Raw genomic sequence first — 21,644 nt, 5'->3', positions numbered from 1 at the left:
TTTGTCATAAACGCAGCAAAAATGGACGAAAGCGCTTCAATCCTAGAGCGTAACAGCATTATTATGTGTTATAATAGAACTCACTCATCATTGAACACTTGTACGAAACCTCTGCTCTTGCTCTATAGAGAATACCGAAAAACCGGACCAGAAGAAATAAATAGATACTCTAAGCACAAGGTAGGAAATAGCCCACGAATCTGCCTGAGAAGCCAGGTAAGAAAAGCAGAGAATACGGTAATGTACGGATGTTCAATGCGACCCGATATTATTCTGTGTTATGTCGAGGTGTGTAATTCATGGCGACCCTGAGTCCTGCTCGCAAACAATATCTAGAATTCAAAAAACAGTTTCCCGATGCAATCTTAATGTATCAGGTAGGAGATTTTTTTGAAACTTTTGATGAAGACGCTTATATTACTGCGCGTGAACTGCAGATTGTGCGTACGACACGCACCTATAGCAGAGGCAAAGAGCGTGTTCCGCTAGCTGGTATCCCCAAACATGCCCTGGAAAATTATGTGGGCAAATTAATACACCGAGGCTATAAAGTGGTTGTCTGTGAGCAGGTTGGGGAGGTCGTTAAGGGGCGAGATGTGGTAGAGCGGGCGGTCACGCGTATCCTGACCGCTGGTACGTTGTCCGAACCTAATCTGTTGCCAGTGCGCCAGAACAACTATTTAGTCGCGATTGCTACAGGAAGAACACAGACCGCGCTGGCCGCCGTGGATGTCAGTACCGGTGAATTTATGGTTACCTGGTTTTCTCCTGATGAGTTGCCGGTGGCCCTGGATGCCGAGCTACAGCGCCTGGCTCCGGTTGAGTGTTTGCTGATTGAGGGCGCGCATAAAGAGGAGTATCAATTCCCTGCCGATAACGTTACTATCACCCATTGCCCTCCCTATTTTTATCAAGAAGAAGCCGCCTATCAGCGTTTATGTCGACAATTTGGCGTACAGTCATTGGAGTCCTATGGGTGCGAGGGGCAGCCACAGGCTATTGCGGCAGCGGGCGCTATCGTGGCATACCTGGAAAAGATGAATGGCTCGCTGCTCTCGTTGTTGACCGCCTTGCATTCTTATAGCACAGACCAGTTTATGGTACTGGATGCGCATACCCAGCGCAATCTTGAGTTGTTGCAGGGGACACGCAGCGGTACTCTGCAGGGGAGCTTGCTGGCTGTGCTGGATCGTACGATCACGCCGATGGGGGCGCGCCTGCTGCGGCGAACGATTACGCAGCCGTTGCTGGATCTGAGCATATTGAATGGCCGACTGAAGAGTATCGAAGAGCTCTATGAAAGTCCGGCTATTCGTACACGCTTTACCATGTCGCTGCAGGAACTGGGCGATCTGGAACGCGTCTCTGGCAGGATCAGGCAGGGAACTGCCGTGCGCAATGAGGTGCTGGGTTTACGTGATTACCTGGCCGAGCTGCCGACCCTGCGCGATCTGTTGCAGAGCTGCGAGTCTGAGCTACTACTAGAGATCGCTGACGACCTTGATCCGTGTCCCCAGGTGCGCGGACTGATCAACCATGCCCTGCTTCGCCCCGATGAGGAAGGTGAGGAGGGTGATGACGGGCGCTTGATTCGCCCCGGCTATCACGCTGAGCTGGATGAGCTGTTTAATTCGATTCGAGACTCGCGCCGCTGGATGATTTCTTTGGAGGCGCGCGAACGCCAGCGCACGGGGATAAAGGCCCTCAAAGTGGGTTTCAATAAGGTTTTTGGCTACTATATCGAAGTTAGTAATGCTAACCTTAAGCTGGTGCCTTCTGATTATATGCGTAAGCAGACGCTCGTCAATGCCGAACGCTTTATTACGCCTGAATTGAAGGAGCATGAGGCGCTGATTCTTAGCGCGGTTGAGCGCATCGAGGAGATGGAGCGCAGTATTTATGCTGACGTTTTGCGCCAGATCGCGGTCTATTATCCTCAGTTGATGACCAGCGCGGCTGCCGTGGCCCGCATCGATGTGTTGTTGTGCCTGGCTGAGGTGGCGGCGCATCAAGGATATGTACGACCAGTATTGGAGCAGGGACAGCGCCTGCAGATCGTAGGTGGCCGCCATCCAGTGGTTGAATATACGCTCGACGGGGATGTTTTTATCCCGAACGATACCAATCTGGAGGCGGCGACGGCTGAGCGCATCTTGCTACTGACGGGTCCGAACATGGCCGGTAAATCGACCTATCTACGCCAGGTGGCTTTGATTACGCTGCTGGCTCAAATTGGCAGCTTTGTGCCTGCTCGCAAGGCTCAGATTGGCCTGGTGGATCGTATCTTTACCCGTGTGGGTGCTGAAGATGATATTGCTTCGGGCAAAAGTACGTTTATGGTGGAAATGGAAGAGACTGCGACCATCCTGCACCATGCCACCAACCATAGCTTGATTATCCTGGACGAGATTGGTCGCGGCACCAGCACCTATGATGGCCTGGCTATTGCGCGTGCTGTGGTGGAACATCTCCACGATGAGGTGAAGGCGCGCACCTTGTTTGCGACCCACTATCACGAGCTGGCGGCCCTGGCCAGAGAATTAGGGCACCTGCACGTCTATACGGTCGCTATCAACGAAGATGACCCCAATGGCATCGTCTTTCTGCACCGCGTGGTACCTGGTTGTGCTGAGCGTAGCTTTGGCGTGCATGTCGCTAAACTGGCTGGTATGCCACCCTCGATCGTACAGCGCGCCGAAACGGTTCTGTCGCAACTTGAAACCAACCAGGCAACTATGACGCTACCAGCGCGGATCTCCGCATCGCAGACGGCCCGCGTGGCCGAGTCCAATGGCTTCTATCACCACCAGACCGAGCAACGTCAAGCGGAACCAACGTCTGCTTTACACTGGCAGACCGAGACTGCCCGTAGGATCGCCGAAGCGGTGGAGCGAGGCGAGCACGTACCGTCGCTTGACGATATCGATGTCCAGGCTATTACACCGATGGATGCCTTGAATCTGTTATTTTTCTTACAGAAGAAGAAGAATGTATTGCGTTGATGAGCCAGCTATTTGATTTTATGATCCAACGACCAGAGTTTGTGCGCACACCTCTGCATGAACTGCCGCCCGCTGTTGCCGAGCGCATCGCCGCCGGCGAAGTGATTGAGCGACCGGTTTCTGTCGTCAAAGAACTGGTCGAGAACGCATTGGATGCGGGCGCGCAGGACATTCGTATCGAGGTGCGCGGGGGAGGACTGCGCCTGATCCGCGTCAGTGATGATGGGTATGGAATTCCAGCGGAGGAGCTGGCGGCGGTCTGTGAGCGCCATACCACCAGCAAGCTAACGACCTTTGAAGACCTGGAGCGTCTACATACGCTTGGCTTTCGTGGTGAGGCTCTGGCCAGCATTGCAACCATCGCTGAAGTGACTATCCAGAGTCGCGCCTGGGAGACTGAGCAGGAGGAGGGAGAGGAGCAGCCCGCTTTCTGGTTTACCTGGCGTGGCGGTCAATTACAGGAACGTGGTCGACGCGCGCGCCCGCATGGTACGACCGTGACCGTCACCGATCTATTTTATAATGTGCCGGCGCGCCTCAACTATACCAGGGCGGCCCGCACCGAAAATGGCCATATTGTCCAACTGGTCCGCCGCTACGCGGTTGGCTATCCTTCTGTTCGTTTCTATCTGGCGCTGGATGAGCATACCGCTGTCCAGACCAGCGGCAGTGGCAATCTGGCCACTACCCTGACCGAGCTCTATCATATCTCATTGGAGGAGATGCTACAGGAGATCGATGTCAGCGATGGGGAGCACTACTGGTTGCGGGGCTACATGGGCAATCGTGTGCTGGCGCAAAGTAGTCGTCAATATATGACCCTGTTTATCAATGGACGCTGGGTGCAGTCCCGCGTCTTGCAAGAAGCGTTGGAGCAGGGCTATCGCAGCTTATTGCCTAAAGGGAAGCATCCTTTGTTGGTGCTGGCCTTAGAAGTGCCACCTGATGAGGTGGATGTCAATATCCATCCTGCCAAGATAGAGGTTCACCTCCTACAAGAGGCAAAGATCAAAGATGCTATTACCCAGACCGTCAAAGGTTTATTGGAGCGGAGCCCGGTAGTGCCGGAGTCCGTCCAATTTCCTGGACCCGTTCTAGCAACGCAGCGACGTTTACCCGGTCCCCGGCGTCGTGGGTTGCATGTCGCTGAGACCGCCGACGGCTATCGTGCCGAAGTTGCTGAACCAGGAACGGCAGAGGTGATTGTCAGCCTGCAGCCCCTTGCCCAGTTGCAGCAGGCCGTGATCCTGGCTGAGGCTCCCGATGGTAGCCTCTATCTGATAGATCAACACCGGGCCCACGAGCGTATCATCTACGAGCACCTGCGCAGCACCTATAGTGGTGTCCGAGCCGAAGATGAGGAGGTCCATTCTCATCTGTTATTGGAGCCTGTGATTATCGAGATGAAGCGCTATGAGGCTGAATTGCTGGAACAGCGCCTGCCCATGCTGCGAGGCCTGGGCATCGAGTGCGAACGCTTTGGGGGGCGTAGCTTTTTGATCCGTTCGGTTCCGGCCAGTGAAGGTAGCGAGCAGCTAGCTGCTCATCTACAAGAGCTGGCAGAGCTGGCCACAGAAGATAGCACTGACTGGGAGGATCATCTCTTAATCGGACTCGCCTGCCGCTCCGCGCTCAAGCGTGGTCGAGAATTGGGCCCGGGTGAGCAGCGCACCTTGCTCAAAAATCTTGCTACTGTATCCGCTCCTGCTGTCTGCCCCCACGGAAGCCCGATCCTGCTGCATTATAGCCGTAACTTCTTGATCAATAAATTTGACTGGTAGCTTTTCAGTTTGTTGAACTTTTTATTATTCCCCAATGAAAAAGGCCTCAACAGAGAGGCCTTTTTCATTGGGACATGTATGGTATCAAGGCATCAGTAGCGCACCAGGCGCACCAGGCCTTCAGCAATGACCAGGAAGACGAGATCCAGAGCCAGCAGGACTGTCAGAGCGAAATCGATGCGCGAGGATACAAACGTGGCTACCGCTAGCAGGTCTTCGAAGCGCTGTACGTACCAGATGGCTGCAACAAAAATAGCCGCGAGCGCTGCCAGTGTGAGCACGAACCAGCGGGCTCCATGCCAGTCCTGGTGACTGGGCCATAATTCGGAGGTCACGGAAAGGATCAGATAGGGGGCAAAGATCAGGGTCCAGAGGGGCCAGCCTGATCGAATGATCTGCCATTGTTGATGGGTGACATCGAATGGGATATCCCAGATTGTATAGCCGGTAGCGACCCAGTAGAGGAACATAAAGGCCGCGATGCCTCCAAATAGGGGGGCCACTCCGCTAAAGCCGTCGCCGACATAGCTCATGAAACGGCCCTGCGGACGCACATACTGTACCTCTCCCAATTGCAGCGATTGCGGTCCGTTGCGCCGTACTACACGTCCTCCCCCAACGCGCTGCGCCATCGGTCTGATACGGAAAAGGGTCACGCTGGTAATGCGAAACCCAAATGGCGCGAAGAGCAGAACGACCAGCGCATGACTTAGCTCATGCACGATGACGCCTGGCGCGTTCAGCCAGAACCAGATCAGCAGGCCTTTTTCTCGCAATGTTCGATAACCAAATTCATCCACGCGCCGGCGTAGTGCTTTGCGCGTGATACGCAACAAGATAAAGAGAACAAAAACTCCGGCAATAATGAGCCAGGGTTGATATGGAGCAATCTGTTCCATAAGTTTGGTCTCTGGTGTCATTTCTCTCCAATCCTCACTTCTGTTCGCTTTATCTCTACGGATATTGTATACGCATTTTTTGCCTCAATCAATATTGCCTCTGTGGGATGATGCCGCCAGGTGCATTTCTTCATTTTCCGCCTGCTGATCACTCTGTTCTGCTGGCACTGTCGGATACTTTCGCTCGTAGTAAACACTCCAGATGCCGAAAACCAGTATGCTGGCCGAGAGTAAATATAGCACACGATCAATGTGCAACGATGTGTCGGAAAGTACTCCAATAAGCAAGATCACAGGGATCGAGCATGCATTATACAGCACAAGCTGCAAAGCCAGCACGCGGCCTTTGATCCACTCCGGAGTCAGTTCCTGCATCGCGGTCTGGGCTGGAATATTCACGAAGTCAAGCGCGACACCGGCAATAAACATGCAGCCTCCCATGGCAACGAGTAGCCAGGGATCGGTATTCCAGTGCTGGGGCTCCAACCAGCGCGCAAAAACAGTTGAGAGTGGCAGAAGCACAGTGGCTATGGTCAGGCCAATATTCCCAATCAAGATCGTACGCAATTTGCCCAGGCGCCGTGCAATCCTGGGCATAAAGAGGGAGCCAAGTACCAATCCGACGCCAGCCGGTGCAAAAACCAGAGCCATCAAATTAGCGTTTAGATTAAGCAGATCGGTTACAATTGGCGTCGCGATCTGGCCAATTACCAGAATTAAAATACCCACAAACGAGAGTTGCACGACCGCCAGCAGCAGGGAGTTCCTTTTATGAATAAAGTTCCAGCCCTCCTTCATCTCGTTTTGAACGTTGTGCACAATGCTGATGGTCTGGGCGGCCAGGTCGGGAACAGGCTCAGCTTGCGTATTGCCCTTGTGCGAGAAGCTAGATTGTGGGATCGACACGATCAAGGCAGCGCAGATCAAATAGAGAATGGTAATAATAGCGTAGAGCTGGATGAACGCATCGATGGGAACGTTGAACAATTTGAATGTGGGCAGCAAAGCGATAGCAAGCGGGGCCAGCAATACATAGCCAATCGCCTGCGAGAGCATGAAGGTGATATTAAACAGCGAGAGCGCTGGCATTAATTCATCCTCATCCACAAGCATCGGAATGGCCGAACCTTCAGCCGGCGAAAAAAACTGGCCGATGGCCGATACGATGAAGGTTAACAGATAGATGGGAATGAGTACGCTGCTCCGATTGGCCAGGAGCACCAGGGCAAACACCAGCGTGACGATTGCCCGCAAGCAGTTACTGGCCCAGAGCACGCGCCGCTTATCCAGGCGGTCCACAAAGACGCCGGCCGGTGCCCCAAAGAGTACCGCGGGCACGCTAAAACAGATAATCGCCAGGCCGATCATAATGGTGGAATGAGGGACAATGCTGTTGATCAACATAATCAAAGCGTAGTTCGTCGCGTTGAAAATGGTCATGGAGATAAGCTGAGCCAGCCAGAGCCGCAGGAAGTTCCTCTTCTTGAGAAGAGTGAGAAAACCTTTGTTCGATTGGGCTATTGCCATTATGCCATATCCTTGTACATCATACGAAATAATTCCTTTTTATACCTATCGCTGAGTATACAGGGATCTGGCAAGAAGATGCAAGGGGCGTGATGGAGCATTGCGCTGTTTCTTTGCGCGTTATTCTTCATCAAAAGAATCAGTTTCAGCAGGCGCCAGGCGAGGGAGTACCTGTTTGACGCGGCGCTCTACCTCTGAACGCGGCAAGAGGATACGGCGGTTACATTTTTCGCAGCGCAGTCCGATATCTGCTCCCAGACGGACAACTTCCCAATCAAAGCAGCCGCAGGGATGTTTTTTGCGGAGACGTAAGCGATCTCCTATCTCAAATTGCATTGGTTGCATGAATATTTAGCTTTCTGTATGGTATCGATAGAGTTGGTGTTCCTGGATATATGCTTCGACCTCGGCTGGCGTCTGGTACTTTATGGGCCTGTTTTCCACGATACGTTGCCGCAGGTCGGTGGAAGAGATGTCCAGTTGTGGAACCGCCACCGGGCACATTTTTTGCAGCAGGCCGGGTAAGCGGGCCTCCAACTGCTGGTTATATTCCTCGTCCTCTTTATAGCCTGGACGATGTACCACCACCAGGCGCGTCAACTGCTCCAAAATCTCTGTCGGCTTATACCAGGTGGGGAAGTCTTCCAGGCTATCCCAGCCAATCACGAAGAACAGCTCGGTATCTTTTCCCCATTGCTTTTTGAGCAAGCGCAACGTATCCACCAGGTAGGAAGGGCCAGGACGATCGACCTCAACGCGCGAAACGCTGAAGTGAGGATTTGAAGCCACTGCAAGTTCAACCATGGCCACGCGATCCTGCACCGGTGCTGTGATACGGCCGACTTTATGGGGAGGCTCCCCGGCAGGAATAAAAACCATCTCGGTTAGATTAAGAGCATAGCGTACCTCTTCTGCCACAATCAAATGGGCGTGGTGAATCGGATCGAATGTCCCTCCCATTAAACCAATTGATCGCGTACTCACTCGTTGCTGCTCTCCCTTATGCTTATTACCATTTTTTTCTTTCCCGGATTTTACCATATAGGGGACATTTCGGATAGATCTTAGAGTGGCTCTCTGACGCTAATGTCGGCGTTAGCAAAGAGATTATGCAGTTCATAAACGACGTTTGAGATATCGATCACCTGGCCGGTAGCGACCCAGAAGCGTATCTGTAGCGAGACCTTACTATCCTCATAATTGTTGACCATCACGATCGGATCAGGCTTGGGCAGCACTTCCTGATATCCTTTGAGGAGCAGCAAGATTTTACTAGTGGTCTCATCGCGATCAAAGTCCTCCTGTGGCATCGTGAGTACCAGGAGTGAGCGTCTCTCGCCAAAGTGGGTGTTGTTAATGACCGCGTTACTGAAGATGAAGAGGTTGGGGACGCTTACCTCTTCGCCGCTGGTCAGGCGCAGCCGTGTGGCGCGCAACTGAATATCCTCTACTTTACCGACGTACGTGATCATACCTGAGGTAACATTGATCTGGTCCCCGATATAAAACGGTCGCTCTACCAGGATGTAGAAGCCGGCCACCAGGTTTTTCAAGATATCCTGGAACGCCACAGTGATCGTTACGGTGAAGGCACTCAACACCGCCACCGGGATACCAATAGGAACATTCCAGACTGTCAGGATGAAGAAGCCGGTAATAGAGAGGATTACAATATAGAGGATGCGCGCAAAGAAGGTGCGCATATTGATGTCAACCCGGCTGGCGCCCAGGCTGCGTGTCATCATTCCGCGTACAGTTCTGGCTACGCCATTGCCCAGCACCAGGATGAGTATGGTTTCGACCAGGCTCCAGGCGGTTCCGATGGCCAGGTGTGGATTAGGAAAGAAATTCTCGGTCAGGGTGGTGAGAACAAGCGATGCATTAAAAATAGCCAGTGCGCCTGTAACGCCAAGCAGCGTAGGAACGATAATAATCAGGATACCGAGCGTCTGGATGATCCAGTTGTCCAGTACGGTCTTATGCAAGCGGCGCACAAGCAGGCGCCTGAGCAAAAGACCTAAGCCGAAAGCAGCGAGAATAGTCGCAATGCCAATGCCAACCTGAAAGGCAAAACTCATTTGTTGTGCAACGTCAGTTGTTACTGCAAAACTATTTAATACAAGCATCATACACAACACGAAAACCAACCCTCTTAATAACTTCTGGAAAAATATGAGCTCAGCGATCTGTTCCTGGCCGCATTATATCATATCTATTTTCTTGCGGCCCGTCTGGGTGCGTTTAGTACTGAGTGCCAGAACTACCTGTGCTAACCTACCTCACCAGATAGTACTGTATAAGAACCTTCAACACATAGTTCCTCTTGATATGGAACAATTAGTTTTCCCTTAACATCTCTTTCTGTAGTAGATACGTAAATGTTTATGCTAGCTTATCATGCAAAGGAAGTACATATGAGGAATAATTTGAGCGGAAAGCACTCTATTCTTCCAACACTTTTTGTTGTTCTGCTGTTTTTTCCTGGACTGGTGAGTTGTGCGTTTCTCTCATCCCAATCTGTCTCTCCGGCCACTTCGAATGCCGTTATTGACTGGGTAAACTTCATCAAATTCGGCGGGATTACCTATGTCGCTGTTTCCTTAAAACCAGGACGGTCATTAACAACGCACGACCTCGGGCCAGTGTTCACGACCGTGCAATTCAAACTCGAAGGCAATGTGCAAGATCCTGGATATCACAGTAAAAATGGAGACGCAGCCTTCCTTAACTCTGGAACCAAAATATATGCGGTGAAAGGTTACAATCCCACTTTCCGGCTTGCTGCCCAGGAAAGCACAGGCATCACGCTCTACGAGGCCGATACCAATCCCTATGCCAGGAAAGGGAAGGATCTCCTCGACATTGGCGGAAAAGTGCAGTATATAGGAATTGTGAGTAACCAGGACGGTGTAACTGAATTGGGCGCTATCAAAGATCCGAAGCAAGTTGCAACGTTGATTAACCTCGTTTTGCAAGCTTCCGTCAATCAAAACAGTCAGGGAGGCAATCAGCGCTATTTCATTGCTTTTCATCTCGCCGATGGTACAGTGGTGACACGATCATTCTGGCTTGATGCTGGTGAGTTGGCTCGCGGCATTCTACTGCCCGATGCGTTTGGGCTTGCTGTTAAAGCGGCAGTATCTGTTAATCAATAGCCAAAAAAGAGTACTGTACCAAAAATAAGTCTCATATCTATATTTACACGCTATTCAATTTCCCTGCCCATGAGATATACTGTTTATAACTCATCCATAATATGGTGTTAGAGAGGTTTGGTAATGTCATTAAAAGATCCAGGAGCCCGTATTTTATACCTGGTTATGCTCTGTAGCCTTTTAGTGGTGATTGCAGCCTCAATCCTCCACCAGATTGGTCTGCTGTTTTTTCTGATGTTTATTGGCTACGGCATTCTGATGCTTTTATTGGGAGGCCCACTCATCTTTGAAGGCGTCAAAGAACTGCGTGCCGCTCGTAAAAATGGCGAAAAAGTTGCTTGGCAATCAAATAGACATTTTTTAAAAGGATTATCGCTTGTTTTCCCTTTTGCATTTCTATCTATAACTTCTGCATCCCGTCCTTCGGTATTTTTTCAGTGGAGTAATTTGGGCATTATTTTTGATATTATTGGATATGTTGTAGCGATCGTCTTTCTTTTTCCTGCGCTTGTGTTGCTTTTCGTATTCTATATTGGAACTATGCGCTATATACTAAATACTCCTCATCCCTATGCGCAATATATCCAGAATGCCTTCGCTGAGGAGCAGTCCTCTGATGAGTAACTCCGGCTGTGCTCATTTTATTTTATGCCTCAATCATCGAGGCGGGCTCGGCCTGTTCTTGCTGAATTTTGGTTCTGCTGGGCACGAAAAACATGGCTAGCATGGCCAGCAGTGCTATTACGGCGGCGACCAGGAAGCTCTGGTGCATGGCGAGCAGGGAGCTTTGCTGCTGCAATTGTGCGCCGCTGACACCCTGCGCAGCCAGGCTGGTCATATAGTATTGGCTGCGCGCCTGTACGATGCTGGAGAGTATTGCCACGCCCATTGGAGCCGCCACGGCACGCAGCACCGTGATCAAGGTTGACCCATTGGAGACCTCTTGATGCTCTTCTTTATCTATCCGCGACATCGCGGCCACCGGAGTCTGCTGGCCCAGGCCGAAGGAGCAGCCAAGCAAGATCAGGATGCCAATGATAATCCAGATCGGCGTTTGCAGGGCCAGCGTCATCATGAGCGCTGCTGCTCCGATCAGTATGATCAAGCCAGCAATAACCACTGAGCGTGGACCAAGCCTGTCCGAGAGTTTTCCGGCTATGGGCAGGATCGCGATCACTGCCAGCGCCTGTGCCATCTGGATCAGGCCAGCGTTAAGGGCAGTTTCATGGTGTAGGTTTTGTAGATAGATAGGAATGAGGAAGAGCAGGCCAAACATAATGAAGCTGCTGAAGATCAGTGTGAGTACGCTAAATGCAAATGTACGATCACGAAAGCGTCGTAAATTGAGCAGTGGTAGCTGTCCACGCTTCAACGTGCGTAGTTCGATCAAGATAAATATCAAGATGACGACTATGCCAACCAGGAACAGTAAGATATTTTTGAGGCTACCATCGCCGCTGGTAATGGCTGAGATAGCATAGAGCAGAGTCACGCTACCAATAACTGCCGTAAGAAAGCCAGGCAGATCGAAGTGCGTGCGCAGTTGCGAGGGCGTGTGGCGGAGCACTTTTTGCGCCACTGTGATGGCGATAATGCCCAATGGGATATTGATAAAGAAGGCCCATTGCCAGCCATAAGAGCTTACCAGGTAGCCGCCCAGTGCAGGCCCGATGACCGGGGCAAACTGCATCGGAATACCGATCACGCTGGCCGCCACTCCTCGTTCCTGGGGCGCAAAGGCCTGATATTGTAAGGTCATCACCAGTGGCAAGAGAGTTCCGCCGCCGATACCCTGTATCAGGCGAAAGAAAATCAAAGAGGGCAGGTTCCAGGCAAATCCACATAGCATGGAGCCGAGGAGAAAAGCCGTCAGCGTCCATACATAGGCGCGTTTACTGCCAAATTTAGCGGCCAGATACGGCGCGGTCGGGATGACCGCGGCCTGTGTGATCATATAAATTGTCACCACCCACTGCACATCATGGATGTTGGCTCCAAAATCGTGCTGCATTTTCGGAATCGCCACATTGACGATCGTTGCATCCATCAGGCTCATAAGCATTCCGAGAGAGACGGCAATGGCAACCAACCATTTATCTGCGAGATGTATTTTTGAACGAGCAATACCAGACATGCTTTTCCCTTCCCTGACTCTCTCAGGTTGCACTAAACTAAATTACCAGAGGCACTAAACTAAATTACCAGAGATTATATAACTTCATGCTGAAGCACGAGCGATAATAGAAAGTTGATCGGCAGGCATAGGTGTGAGTGCCTGTCCATGGATGGCGGCCAGAATGTTGTCAACCAGCACATCCATTGATTGGTTATTGTCAAAGCGAATAGTGGTCAGTGGTGGCTGACTGAATTGGGCCAGGGGAATGTCATCGCAACCAATGACAGCTACCGTCTCAGGAACTTTGACGCCCAGATCAGTTAAGGCCGCCAGTACAGCAAAGGCTACCTCGTCGTTATAGCAACAAATCCCTGCTGGTCCGGCAACCCTGGTCAATAATTCCTGTATGACGGTTTGCGCAACTGCGCGAGCCAGTGGTATAGCCTGCACAAGTGGCGGTTCCAGACCGTATTTCTCACATTCCAGGCGTACGCCTTCCTGCCGACCCTGCGCCAGCCATTGCACATCTTGCCGTTCAGGAGCAGCAAAAATGATGCGGCGTATACCCCTCTGGACAAGATGAGTTACCTGCGTCTTTCCGACAAGCTGTCGATTGATCTCGCTGGTCATGGTCGCAATCACTGGAACATTGAATTGCTGCAGAAATGTTGCTGCTGTGAGATCGTTCGCATCGACATACGAGATGATCGCAGCTGGCGTCAAATTAAAGGCCGGATGAGCCTTTCCTGTCATACTTTGCTCGCCCACATGCCAGATCAGTGTGAAACCGTGAACAGCTAGCTTTGTCCCTATCTCCTTTAATGTACGTGCCAGATTTGGATCAACCTGTTCAAAAGGGAGCACCGCTAATATCAGGTCGCTATGGCCTTTACTTAGTATGCGCGCCGGACTAAAAGGACTGTATCCCAGTTCTTCAACCGCTTTCAGTACGCGCTCGCGAGTTTCAGGAGGAATACTTTGACGTGGATCGTTATTGAGCACATAGCTGACCGTTGCCCGCGAGACGCCACTTGCCCGTGCCACATCGATACTCGTCACGCGCCGAGGTCCTTTTTCAGTCATTGTTCCTTCCACAACCAGTTCTTTTACCTAAACTATACTTGACTTACACGTGTAAGTCAAGCAACAGCAGATTCTTTTAGGAAGCATTTATGCTTGCCGTTTGTTACCTGCAACGATATATCCTGATAAGCTGTCAGGCCGGTTCAGTACAATAGAGAGCAAGAGTGATACTCTAATTCATGGATAGAGGATAAAGGCGATTGTGCGCGAGAAGGTCGATGAAATTATACTGCACCTAAATTCGATTCAGGACTTATTTATTCTACCCCAGCCAGATCCTTTTGTAGAAACGGTTCGTTTTGTGCCGGCCATTGAAATTGTTAAGAGCAGATGCCAGTTGTCCGGCCTCTGGAGGAAGATGCGTACGCGCGTGATCATCTTTTTACCGGCACAGCATATTGAAGCAGACCTGGAGCGCAAGACCCAGGCAGCCGTGCAGCGCTATTGTGCTTTCCAGATTTGGCGAAATAACAATTCTGTCAGTATGTTGAAGCAGGATGCTTTGCGGGCACTGATTATTGGTATTTTATTTCTGGCCGGTGGCCTGTTTTTGCTCAGTAATGTCAATGCGCTCCCAACCTTTCTCGGCACGTTTTTGAGCGATGGCTTCAATGTAGCCTTCTGGGTGATTTTGTGGCGACCGGTCGATTTTTTTCTGTTTGATTTATCCGCTTTCTGGCGTGAGGGCCGTGTCTACAAGCAAATCATGAGGGCCGAGTTCGTGATTCGGCCTGAGGAGCAGCATGGAGTGCATGCTGATACAGCCTTACCAGGAACGAGCTAGCGGTTATGTGCAGGACCCAGTGCGTAACTGATCACATAACAGCGTTACGGGTTGCTGGCGATAGTGATCGGCCAGTTGCGCCGCGGTGATTTCTGTTGGAGTATCGCGCAAGCCACAACTATGAGCGAGCAAGCCAACGACTTCCGCGGCTGTATAATTGCTTACCTGCAAAGGGACCAGACCTTCACTCTGTATGCGCTTGGAGAGTTTTTGTCCCTGGCTGTTATGGATGAGTGGGACATGGGCGAAGGTGGGAATGGGAAAGCCGAGCAGTTGATAGAGGACGATCTGGCGCGCAGTTGAAGAGAGGAGATCGGCTCCTCGCACGATCTGGTTGAGATGCATGAGGGCATCATCTACTACGACCGCCAGCTGATAGGCAAAGATCCCGTCCGCCCGGCGCAGGATAAAATCACCGACCGCCTGTTGTACCTGTTGTTGCTGTGAACCCAGCAGCAGATCAGTAAAGGTGATCGTTAGCTCATCGGCGACGCGCAGGCGTAGCGCAGGGTGGCGTCCCTGGCGTTCATACTGGCGGCGCTGTTTGTCGCTCAGCTGGCGACAGGTGCCTGGATAGCGCGCACCTCCATCGATTCCTGGAGGCAAGTGAGCGGCTGCCTGTTGAATCTCTGCCCGGCTGCAATAACAGGGGTAGACGAGCCCCGCGGCTTGTAGCTGTTGAAGATAGTTTTGATAAATTTCTAGTCGCTCACTCTGGATATACGGAGCATAGGGACCACCTTCAGGCCCTTCATCCCAGTCCAATCCTAGCCATTGCAGATCCTGGATCATCTGTTTCGTGGCATGTGGTTTCATGCGTGGCTGATCCAGGTCTTCAATACGCAGGATAAACTCTCCCGATACGCTACGGGCGAAGAGCCAGGCCAGTAGGGCGGTACGCAGGTTGCCCATATGCAGCGTACCGGTAGGACTGGGCGCGTAGCGGCCTCGTACAATCTCAGGCATTAGTGAATGTGACATTGCTCCGACCAGGGGCAGGCCGTGTTGGCACAGCCGGTATGGACAGGATGAACATCGAACGTTGCCAGCAGGCGTACCAGTGTGCACAGGGGCAGACCGACCACATTATAGTAGCAACCATCAATACGTTCGGTAGGCTGGAAGCTGGCATTTTGAATACCATATGCCCCGGCCTTATCCATCGGATCGCCAGTAGCAATATAGGCATCGATCTCCTCATCTGTATACGGGCGCATCAGCACCGGTGTACTGCAACTGTCGCCATGCATGCGCAGCCGACCATCAACCATTGCACTAACCACGATACCGGTGACAACGCGATGCCAGCGTCCGCGCAGCGAGCGCAGCAAACTGCGAGCATGGTCTGGATCGCGTGGTTTGCCCAGCTCCTGGTCATCCAGGATCACAGTGGTATCGGCCGTGATCACCAGATGATTGGCCGTTTCTGGTCGGGAAAACATCATCAACGCCTTGTAGGCGGCCGTCCATTCACCCAGCCCATCAACCGGTCCCTGGTAATGCGCCTGGGCGCCATCTTCATCGCCGGGAGCGACACTGACAGTATAAGGGAGTCCAAGGGTAGCCAGGATCTGCCGCCGCCTGGGCGAGGCAGAGGCCAGCAATAAAGGCAACTGAGTCGTCGTCATAACGTTATTCGCTCCAATACGGCTACATTTTCGATGTGGGCGGTTTGTGGGAACATATCTAGCGGCTGAACCGAGCGCAGGCGATAGGTCTGGCTCACATTGCACAGTATATTGAGGTCCCGGGCCAGGGTCGCTGGATCGCATGAGACATACACAATGCGTGCCACCGGATTCTGGATCAATGCATCTAACACAGTTGATTGGCAACCGGCGCGTGGCGGATCAATGACGAAGCCATCGATCTGCGCTGAGAGTCCCGGCAACATATCCTCTACTTTGCCCTTGATAATCTCTACATGTTCGACGTTACGCATATTCCATTGGGCGTCTTTAATGGCGCTGGCAGACTCCTCGATGGCGATGACTCTGCCCACGTGGGGGGCCAGCAGAGCGGCAAATGTCCCTACACCACAATAGGCGTCGACCACCGTCATCTGGCGAAATTTTTCCGCTGGTTGATCGGTCAGCAAACCATCCAATACCATGCGGGCCATCTTCTCGGCCTGGGCTGTATTGGTCTGGAAGAACGAGCTGGGGCGAATGCGAAATGTTTGTCCACCCAATACCTCTTCCATGGTTTCGTCCTGGATCGCAATGCCCTGTTCTGCCAGCTGCTGGCGGACTTCTTCATTCTGGGCTGGCTGGATGAGCATCTGGTTGTTAGCGGTAGCGCAACGAATCAATACCTGTGGGCGCGGATTGATGTGTTGATTGACCACGTTCAGGGCCCGATTGATCTGCTCATGGGCAATGGGACATGCGGCAAGTGGCAGCACACGATGTGAGCCGCGCGCCGTCAAGCCTGCCTGTCCTTCGCGATTTACGGAGAAACGCATATGATTGCGATAGTGCCAGGGATCATTACATGCCACGGTATCCAGTAGCGGAGGATTGGCGAACTGGCCTACCTCATGTAATAACTGGCGCACTACCTCACGCTTCCACTCTAGCTGAGCCGCATAGTGCATATGTTGGAGCTGGCAGCCACCGCAGGTTCCAAAGACCGGACAGGGTGTCTGGATACGCAAGGGAGACGTCTCATGGAGCTCGGTAATCCAGACCCGCGGGGGCCGCTGTTTCCAGTGGCGGCGTTTCCGACCGGCCCTTGGAGTTGGCGGCGCTTCGACAGCGATTGTCACACGTTCGCCGGGAAGACCCGCTGGTACTTGAAGCAGGCGAGTATGTACCTCGCCTGCTTCATTTTGTTCGCTAATTTCGGCTGTCGCATGCCCATCACGTGAGAGCGCGCCCAGCTCGACGGTATAATAGGTAATAATGCGTTCTTCTTGTATCTGTGTCATTTCTTCTTTGCTTTACGACTTTTGGATTTTTTCTGGCCTTGTTGGCCGTGATGCTGTTTGTATTCTGCATTGTAGCGCTGGCGGGCCTCTTGCAAAAACTCATCGTCGCTATCCAGGTTTTCACCTTTGGTGAGATACCTATCAGCACTGCGGAAGTCGCCGCTTTGCATATAAATCAGCGCCATTGTAGCATACATGTCAGCGGTATCGGGATTGTTCTCCAGACCCTCGCGGGCCACCTCAAGCGCCTTCTTCGCATTTCCCTGCATCAGGTAAATGCTAGCCAATTCGGTATATGCCTCGGTTAGCTCTGGTTCTAGCTGAATGCTTTGTTGCAACGCTTCGCGGGCCTCTTTGAAGTGCTCTAATTGATGTTGCAGATAACCAATCCGGTACCAGACCTGAGCATCGTCTGGCGTCAAACGAGAGAGATCCTGGAAGTGCTTCAGGGCCTGCTCGTTGTCTTCGTGCTGCATCGCTATTTCGGCCAGTCCCATCGCGATATCTATTGCATCATCTTGCGTCAGAGGACCCTTCTGGGCCTGGCGCAGATGGGACTCAGCTTCTTCCAGCTTCTCTTCATGTTGAATGAGAATCGTGGCCAGCAGAATATGGTTGGCCGGGGTATCTGACACCTGCAACGCTTCACGAATAGTTGGCTCAACCAATGCATCGAAGCGCTCCTCTTCCTCATGGTTATCATTGTTATGGAACAGGGCTGCCAATGAATGATAGCTATAGGCGAGGTTGCGAAGCGCTTCGCCACGCTCTTCTGGTGCGTGGGTGGCGAGCTGTTGCGCATAATAGGCAGCGCGCTCAATATCTGCGATACCGCCTGCCAGATCGAAGGCCTCTTTTAAGCTCTCCACATTTTCTTGTGGGTTTTTCGCAATGAGCGCATCATAATGATGAAGTAGCTGGACGACCAGGCGAATGAGAGAGCTCATATTGCCAAGCGTATGAGCCAGGAACTCCATATCCTCCTCCTCATCCATGTCCTCGTCTTCGTCTTCAAATTCCTCCTCATCCTCCTCCTCTACTTCCTCTTCCATCTCCTCTACTTCTTCATCAATCTCCTGGCTTTTCTCCTCAATCTCTCTGGTGAGCTCATCGATACCTTGCTGGATTTCCTCCACCGATAGCTCGTTTAATTTAGCAGCCTCGTTGGTCAGATCGTGTATGCGCCACTCCTCATCTTCAAAGACCACGGTATAGCGCATCCAGAACCAGCCTCGACCAGTATCTTTAAAAGAAATGGTAGGTTGTGCACATTCTGGTACAGCGAGCGTGCGTTGTGGGGTAAACCGGATGGACCAGCCCACATCTACCTGGGCGATATCGGGTCCCAGCTCATCCTCAACGGGATGGATAAAAGAAATCTGTAGATCATGGGGATGTACCGTCCTGGCCCAGGATTCGCGTCGCTCCACCCAATCCTTTGCAGAGAGTCCTTCGCGCAAGGGACTTTCTTCTGAGAGGTAGGTAAACACTTCCTCGTAGTTCTGGTTGCCCCATTCCTGCAGGAATTCGGTTACCGTATCCAGGTGTTCAGGCACTCCCATCAAACCCTCCGCCTGTCCAAAGAGAGATTGTAGTTCAGAAAGGATGGCATCTTCGGAGGGCTCATCGCTTTTGGTAAAGCTCTCAATGGTCCCGCTTAACGTCGGGCCAGCTGGTATGGTCCATTCGGCGTAAATGTCTTCATTTTCGAGTTGGATCAGGCGCCGCCGCGCCTCCTTACGTATCTCTTTATTATCACTCAAAGCGTTGATGGCCTGGATGATATCCGCGGCATCAGTGGATTTCATGGTGCCCAGCGTCTTAAGAAGGGAGATCTGGACGTTTTCTGGTTGGCTCGTAATAGGCTCCAGAATCGCTTTTGCTTCAGCCAGATCTTCGCTGGCATTTAATGCTTGCGCAATGTGTTGGAACTGCTGCAATAGTGCTGCTTCTCCCTCTGGCACTATCTTCTGGTTATCCTGGTCAGTCATAATGAATTATTGTCCTTTCCTTACTCTTGATCAGGCATGACGCTACACGCGTTTACGCGTATTGGCAATTTGTTGGCGCACAGCTGGAATGAAGTCTGATTCAGGGTCAATGCGTTCAGCTTCTTCGAGATGCCTTTGTGCCTGGCGCCGGTCGCCTTTTTCTGCCAATACAGAGGCCAGTAATGCATGCAGGTAAGCCGTTTCTGGATATTGACGTAGTGCCCCCTCTAACAACATCTGGGCTTTGTTGGAATCAGAGCGCTGTATATAGATCGCTGTGAGTTCACTATAGATGCGAATATCGGTCGAATCTTCTGCTAAGGCCCTTTGGTAATACGGTTCGGCCTCATCCAGTCGACCAAGCAAGCGATTGGCAAAGCCCAGGCTAAACCAGACGCCAGGATATTGCGGCTGTATTTCAGCTACTCGTTGATAGTGTGGTATTGCTTCTTCAGTCTGTTGTAACCGCATAGCTACATTGCCCAACCCGGCCTCAATCGAGGCTTCTAGATTTGGATCCTTGCTACCTTTAGACAGCAGTTCCAGACTTTTCCTGAATTCTTCCCGGGCATCCTCATTGCGCTTCAGGCTCATTAGCAACTCGCCCAGCAAGGAATGGCTGGTGGCGCTGTCATCTACAACCACCGATTCACGAAGATTTTCTTCTGCTCGTTGCAACAGGTGCTGGTGACGCTCCTTAAGCTCTGGGCGATCAAATTTAAAGGCCAGTTCAGCCAGAGTGGCCCCCAGGCGGCGTAGCGTATCGGCCTTCCTGTTTGGAAAGCGCTGTATTAGTCGTTCTAAATAAACCATCATACGCTCAGGATTGCCAGTGAGGACCGAGCAACCATAAGCGTCCTCATTAGCATTATAATCCAGTGGCAATTGGGCGATCAGCGCATCGTGAAAATGCAGCATCTGGCCCAGACGCCACGACATCTCCTCCATAAAGGCTTCAGGGTCCTTCTCTTGCTGCTTGATCCCCTGCTCGATGACATCCTCATACTCTTTAATGCGCTTTTGCAACTGGTCGACCGCCACACCCTGTAAGGCGACCCCTTCATCTTTGATCTGTTGGATGCGCCACGTGTTATTCTCTTTAGTTAACGTGTAGTTATTCCAGAACCAGTGGCGCCCGGTTTCTTTGTTGACGGCAGTGCCCATGGGCATTTCCTTGATGGTGCCGCTGAGAGGTGTCTCCACCAGTTCAAGGGACCAGCCCACTTCCAGTTGTTTGGTGGTGGTGGCCCGCTGACTGGCGGCAGCGTTTGGGAGCCAGATGGCATTCTGCTGTTGCTCACGTTCATGAACAAAGTTTAGCTCCATACGGGTTGGATGCGCCTCGTCGAACCAGGCGCGATGCTGCTGAATCCATTCATCACGCGTCAGGTTATCGCGTACCGGACTGTTCGTGGCGAGAAGATCATAGGCCAGCCCGTAATCGCCGAATGACCAGGCTCCAATAAAGTTGACCGCCACCTCTTGCGGTTCCATCTCAGGTGTAATCAGGGTTTGACCTGTGTCGGTTCCAGTCTCAGGTGCCTGGAAAATCAGCTTATTTAACAATGGCAGCTGTGCCCGATAATCGGGATGTGGCTGAGTTTGACGCCAGGCATTGATCTCCAGCGCTTCTTCGATCAGCTGCTTCGCCTCACCCAATGAGCAAGGGACCAGTTCCACCTCGGAAGCCAATTTTTGTATGCTCTTGATGTGCTCATCTACATGGCGCTTGGTGCCGGTCTCATAAAAGAAGTCTTTGACGCCATCATTCCAGAAATCCAGCAGAAAGCTTACGATACGAGCTTCGCCGTACTCATATCCCTCTTCCCAGCACAGTGTTACCTGTACCTCACCCTGTTCACGTGATTGTGTGGCAAAGCCTTTCCAGAAGCGAGGTGGATTGGAAACGCTCATTTGAACCGCTGGTGCCTGGACGACCGGGGCAGTCCAATGAGGGGTGACTTTTGACCCTTCCAGGCGCAGTAGTCCGCGGCGTGCCTCTTTGCGCACCTCTTTGTGGGTACTAACCGCATTGATGGCAACCAGGATATCAGCGGCATCAGCCCGATTCGTTTTTGCCAGGGATTTTATCAGAGCAAGCTGCGCAGCTTCCGATAGGGCAAAAATCTCCTTGAGCGCAGCCTCTACCTGGGCTTGATCTTGACTTTCATGTAGTTGTGTGGCGATGGTTGGATAATTTGTATGTATGCTTTCAACCTGGTCAGCCTCTTCAGGCGAAAGCTGAACATCGGCATTCTTTTTTGCGGTCATGGTTGCTCTTTACTCCTCACTACGACTCTCTATCCTGTCGATTGTACCACGAAGCAGGATAAGAGTCGAGAAGGGTGAACACTTAATAAAAGCGTAATCATAGAAG

Annotated in this window: 17 protein-coding genes; 5 read left to right on the top strand and 12 right to left on the bottom strand. The window is 51.9% G+C overall.

Annotation, left to right across the window (positions count from 1 at the left end):
- Positions 1 to 299: 299 nt before the first annotated feature.
- Entirely contained in the window at positions 300 to 3,002 is a 2,703-nt protein-coding gene (mutS, locus tag JMI88_RS13015) for a DNA mismatch repair protein MutS (protein ID WP_201362265.1), read from the top strand.
- Complete coding sequence (mutL, locus tag JMI88_RS13010; RefSeq protein WP_201362264.1) at positions 3,002 to 4,783, top strand: DNA mismatch repair endonuclease MutL; 1,782 nt, start codon at positions 3,002 to 3,004, stop codon at positions 4,781 to 4,783. Before mutS ends, mutL begins: the two co-directional genes overlap by 1 nt.
- A gap of 92 nt (positions 4,784 to 4,875) precedes the next feature.
- Here mutL and JMI88_RS13005 read toward each other — a convergent pair whose 3' ends face one another.
- From JMI88_RS13005 to JMI88_RS12985, 5 genes are all read right to left on the bottom strand, one after another.
- Complete coding sequence (locus JMI88_RS13005; RefSeq protein ID WP_201362263.1) at positions 4,876 to 5,703, bottom strand: hypothetical protein; 828 nt, start codon at positions 5,701 to 5,703, stop codon at positions 4,876 to 4,878.
- 63 nt (positions 5,704 to 5,766) lie between these two features.
- Positions 5,767 to 7,209: an MFS transporter gene (locus JMI88_RS13000; protein ID WP_201362262.1), complete on the bottom strand. Its 1,443-nt coding sequence runs from the start codon at positions 7,207 to 7,209 to the stop codon at positions 5,767 to 5,769.
- Between the two features lie 120 nt (positions 7,210 to 7,329).
- Complete coding sequence (locus JMI88_RS12995) at positions 7,330 to 7,554, bottom strand: DUF951 domain-containing protein (RefSeq protein ID WP_201362261.1); 225 nt, start codon at positions 7,552 to 7,554, stop codon at positions 7,330 to 7,332.
- Between the two features lie 6 nt (positions 7,555 to 7,560).
- On the bottom strand, positions 7,561 to 8,193 hold the full coding sequence (nadD, locus tag JMI88_RS12990) for a nicotinate-nucleotide adenylyltransferase (protein WP_201362260.1): 633 nt from the start codon (positions 8,191 to 8,193) through the stop codon (positions 7,561 to 7,563).
- An 80-nt stretch (positions 8,194 to 8,273) separates the two neighbouring features.
- On the bottom strand, positions 8,274 to 9,338 hold the full coding sequence (locus JMI88_RS12985) for a mechanosensitive ion channel family protein (RefSeq protein ID WP_201362259.1): 1,065 nt from the start codon (positions 9,336 to 9,338) through the stop codon (positions 8,274 to 8,276).
- A 285-nt stretch (positions 9,339 to 9,623) separates the two neighbouring features.
- Here JMI88_RS12985 and JMI88_RS12980 point away from each other — a divergent pair, with 285 nt between their 5' ends.
- Both JMI88_RS12980 and JMI88_RS12975 read left to right on the top strand, forming a co-directional pair.
- A complete protein-coding gene (locus JMI88_RS12980) occupies positions 9,624 to 10,364 on the top strand; it encodes a hypothetical protein (RefSeq protein ID WP_201362258.1) in 741 nt (246 codons plus the stop codon).
- Positions 10,365 to 10,487: 123 nt separating this feature from the next.
- Positions 10,488 to 10,988: a hypothetical protein gene (locus JMI88_RS12975; RefSeq protein ID WP_201362257.1), complete on the top strand. Its 501-nt coding sequence runs from the start codon at positions 10,488 to 10,490 to the stop codon at positions 10,986 to 10,988.
- Between the two features lie 22 nt (positions 10,989 to 11,010).
- Here JMI88_RS12975 and JMI88_RS12970 read toward each other — a convergent pair whose 3' ends face one another.
- Together JMI88_RS12970 and JMI88_RS12965 are read right to left on the bottom strand one after the other, a co-directional pair.
- Positions 11,011 to 12,498 carry an MDR family MFS transporter gene (locus tag JMI88_RS12970; RefSeq protein ID WP_201362256.1) on the bottom strand — a complete coding sequence of 496 codons (1,488 nt, stop codon included), beginning with the start codon at positions 12,496 to 12,498 and terminating at the stop codon, positions 11,011 to 11,013.
- A gap of 84 nt (positions 12,499 to 12,582) precedes the next feature.
- Positions 12,583 to 13,563 (bottom strand): LacI family DNA-binding transcriptional regulator, encoded by a 981-nt coding sequence (locus JMI88_RS12965; protein ID WP_201362255.1) that lies wholly within the window; start codon positions 13,561 to 13,563, stop codon positions 12,583 to 12,585.
- A 202-nt stretch (positions 13,564 to 13,765) separates the two neighbouring features.
- Here JMI88_RS12965 and JMI88_RS12960 point away from each other — a divergent pair, with 202 nt between their 5' ends.
- Entirely contained in the window at positions 13,766 to 14,347 is a 582-nt protein-coding gene (locus JMI88_RS12960) for a hypothetical protein (RefSeq protein ID WP_201362254.1), read from the top strand.
- A gap of 3 nt (positions 14,348 to 14,350) precedes the next feature.
- On the opposite strand, the gene gluQRS is transcribed toward JMI88_RS12960, so the two are convergent.
- From gluQRS to JMI88_RS12935, 5 genes are read right to left on the bottom strand one after another with little or no spacing between them, the layout of a single operon-like run.
- Positions 14,351 to 15,328: a tRNA glutamyl-Q(34) synthetase GluQRS gene (gluQRS, locus tag JMI88_RS12955; RefSeq protein WP_201362253.1), complete on the bottom strand. Its 978-nt coding sequence runs from the start codon at positions 15,326 to 15,328 to the stop codon at positions 14,351 to 14,353.
- Positions 15,313 to 15,975, bottom strand: coding sequence for a Maf family protein (locus JMI88_RS12950; RefSeq protein ID WP_201362252.1), 663 nt, complete (start codon positions 15,973 to 15,975; stop codon positions 15,313 to 15,315). The genes gluQRS and JMI88_RS12950 overlap by 16 nt, the downstream gene beginning before the upstream one ends.
- Positions 15,972 to 17,276: a class I SAM-dependent RNA methyltransferase gene (locus JMI88_RS12945; RefSeq protein ID WP_201362251.1), complete on the bottom strand. Its 1,305-nt coding sequence runs from the start codon at positions 17,274 to 17,276 to the stop codon at positions 15,972 to 15,974. The genes JMI88_RS12950 and JMI88_RS12945 overlap by 4 nt, the downstream gene beginning before the upstream one ends.
- On the bottom strand, positions 17,273 to 19,267 hold the full coding sequence (locus tag JMI88_RS12940) for a tetratricopeptide repeat protein (RefSeq protein WP_201362250.1): 1,995 nt from the start codon (positions 19,265 to 19,267) through the stop codon (positions 17,273 to 17,275). The genes JMI88_RS12945 and JMI88_RS12940 overlap by 4 nt, the downstream gene beginning before the upstream one ends.
- 42 nt (positions 19,268 to 19,309) lie before the next feature.
- Positions 19,310 to 21,538, bottom strand: coding sequence for a tetratricopeptide repeat protein (locus JMI88_RS12935; RefSeq protein ID WP_201362249.1), 2,229 nt, complete (start codon positions 21,536 to 21,538; stop codon positions 19,310 to 19,312).
- Positions 21,539 to 21,644 lie beyond the last annotated feature (106 nt).

The organism is Dictyobacter formicarum (assembly GCF_016587435.1).
The sequence above is the reverse complement of the archived record's forward strand: the minus strand, read 5'-3'. Positions and strand labels throughout refer to the sequence as shown.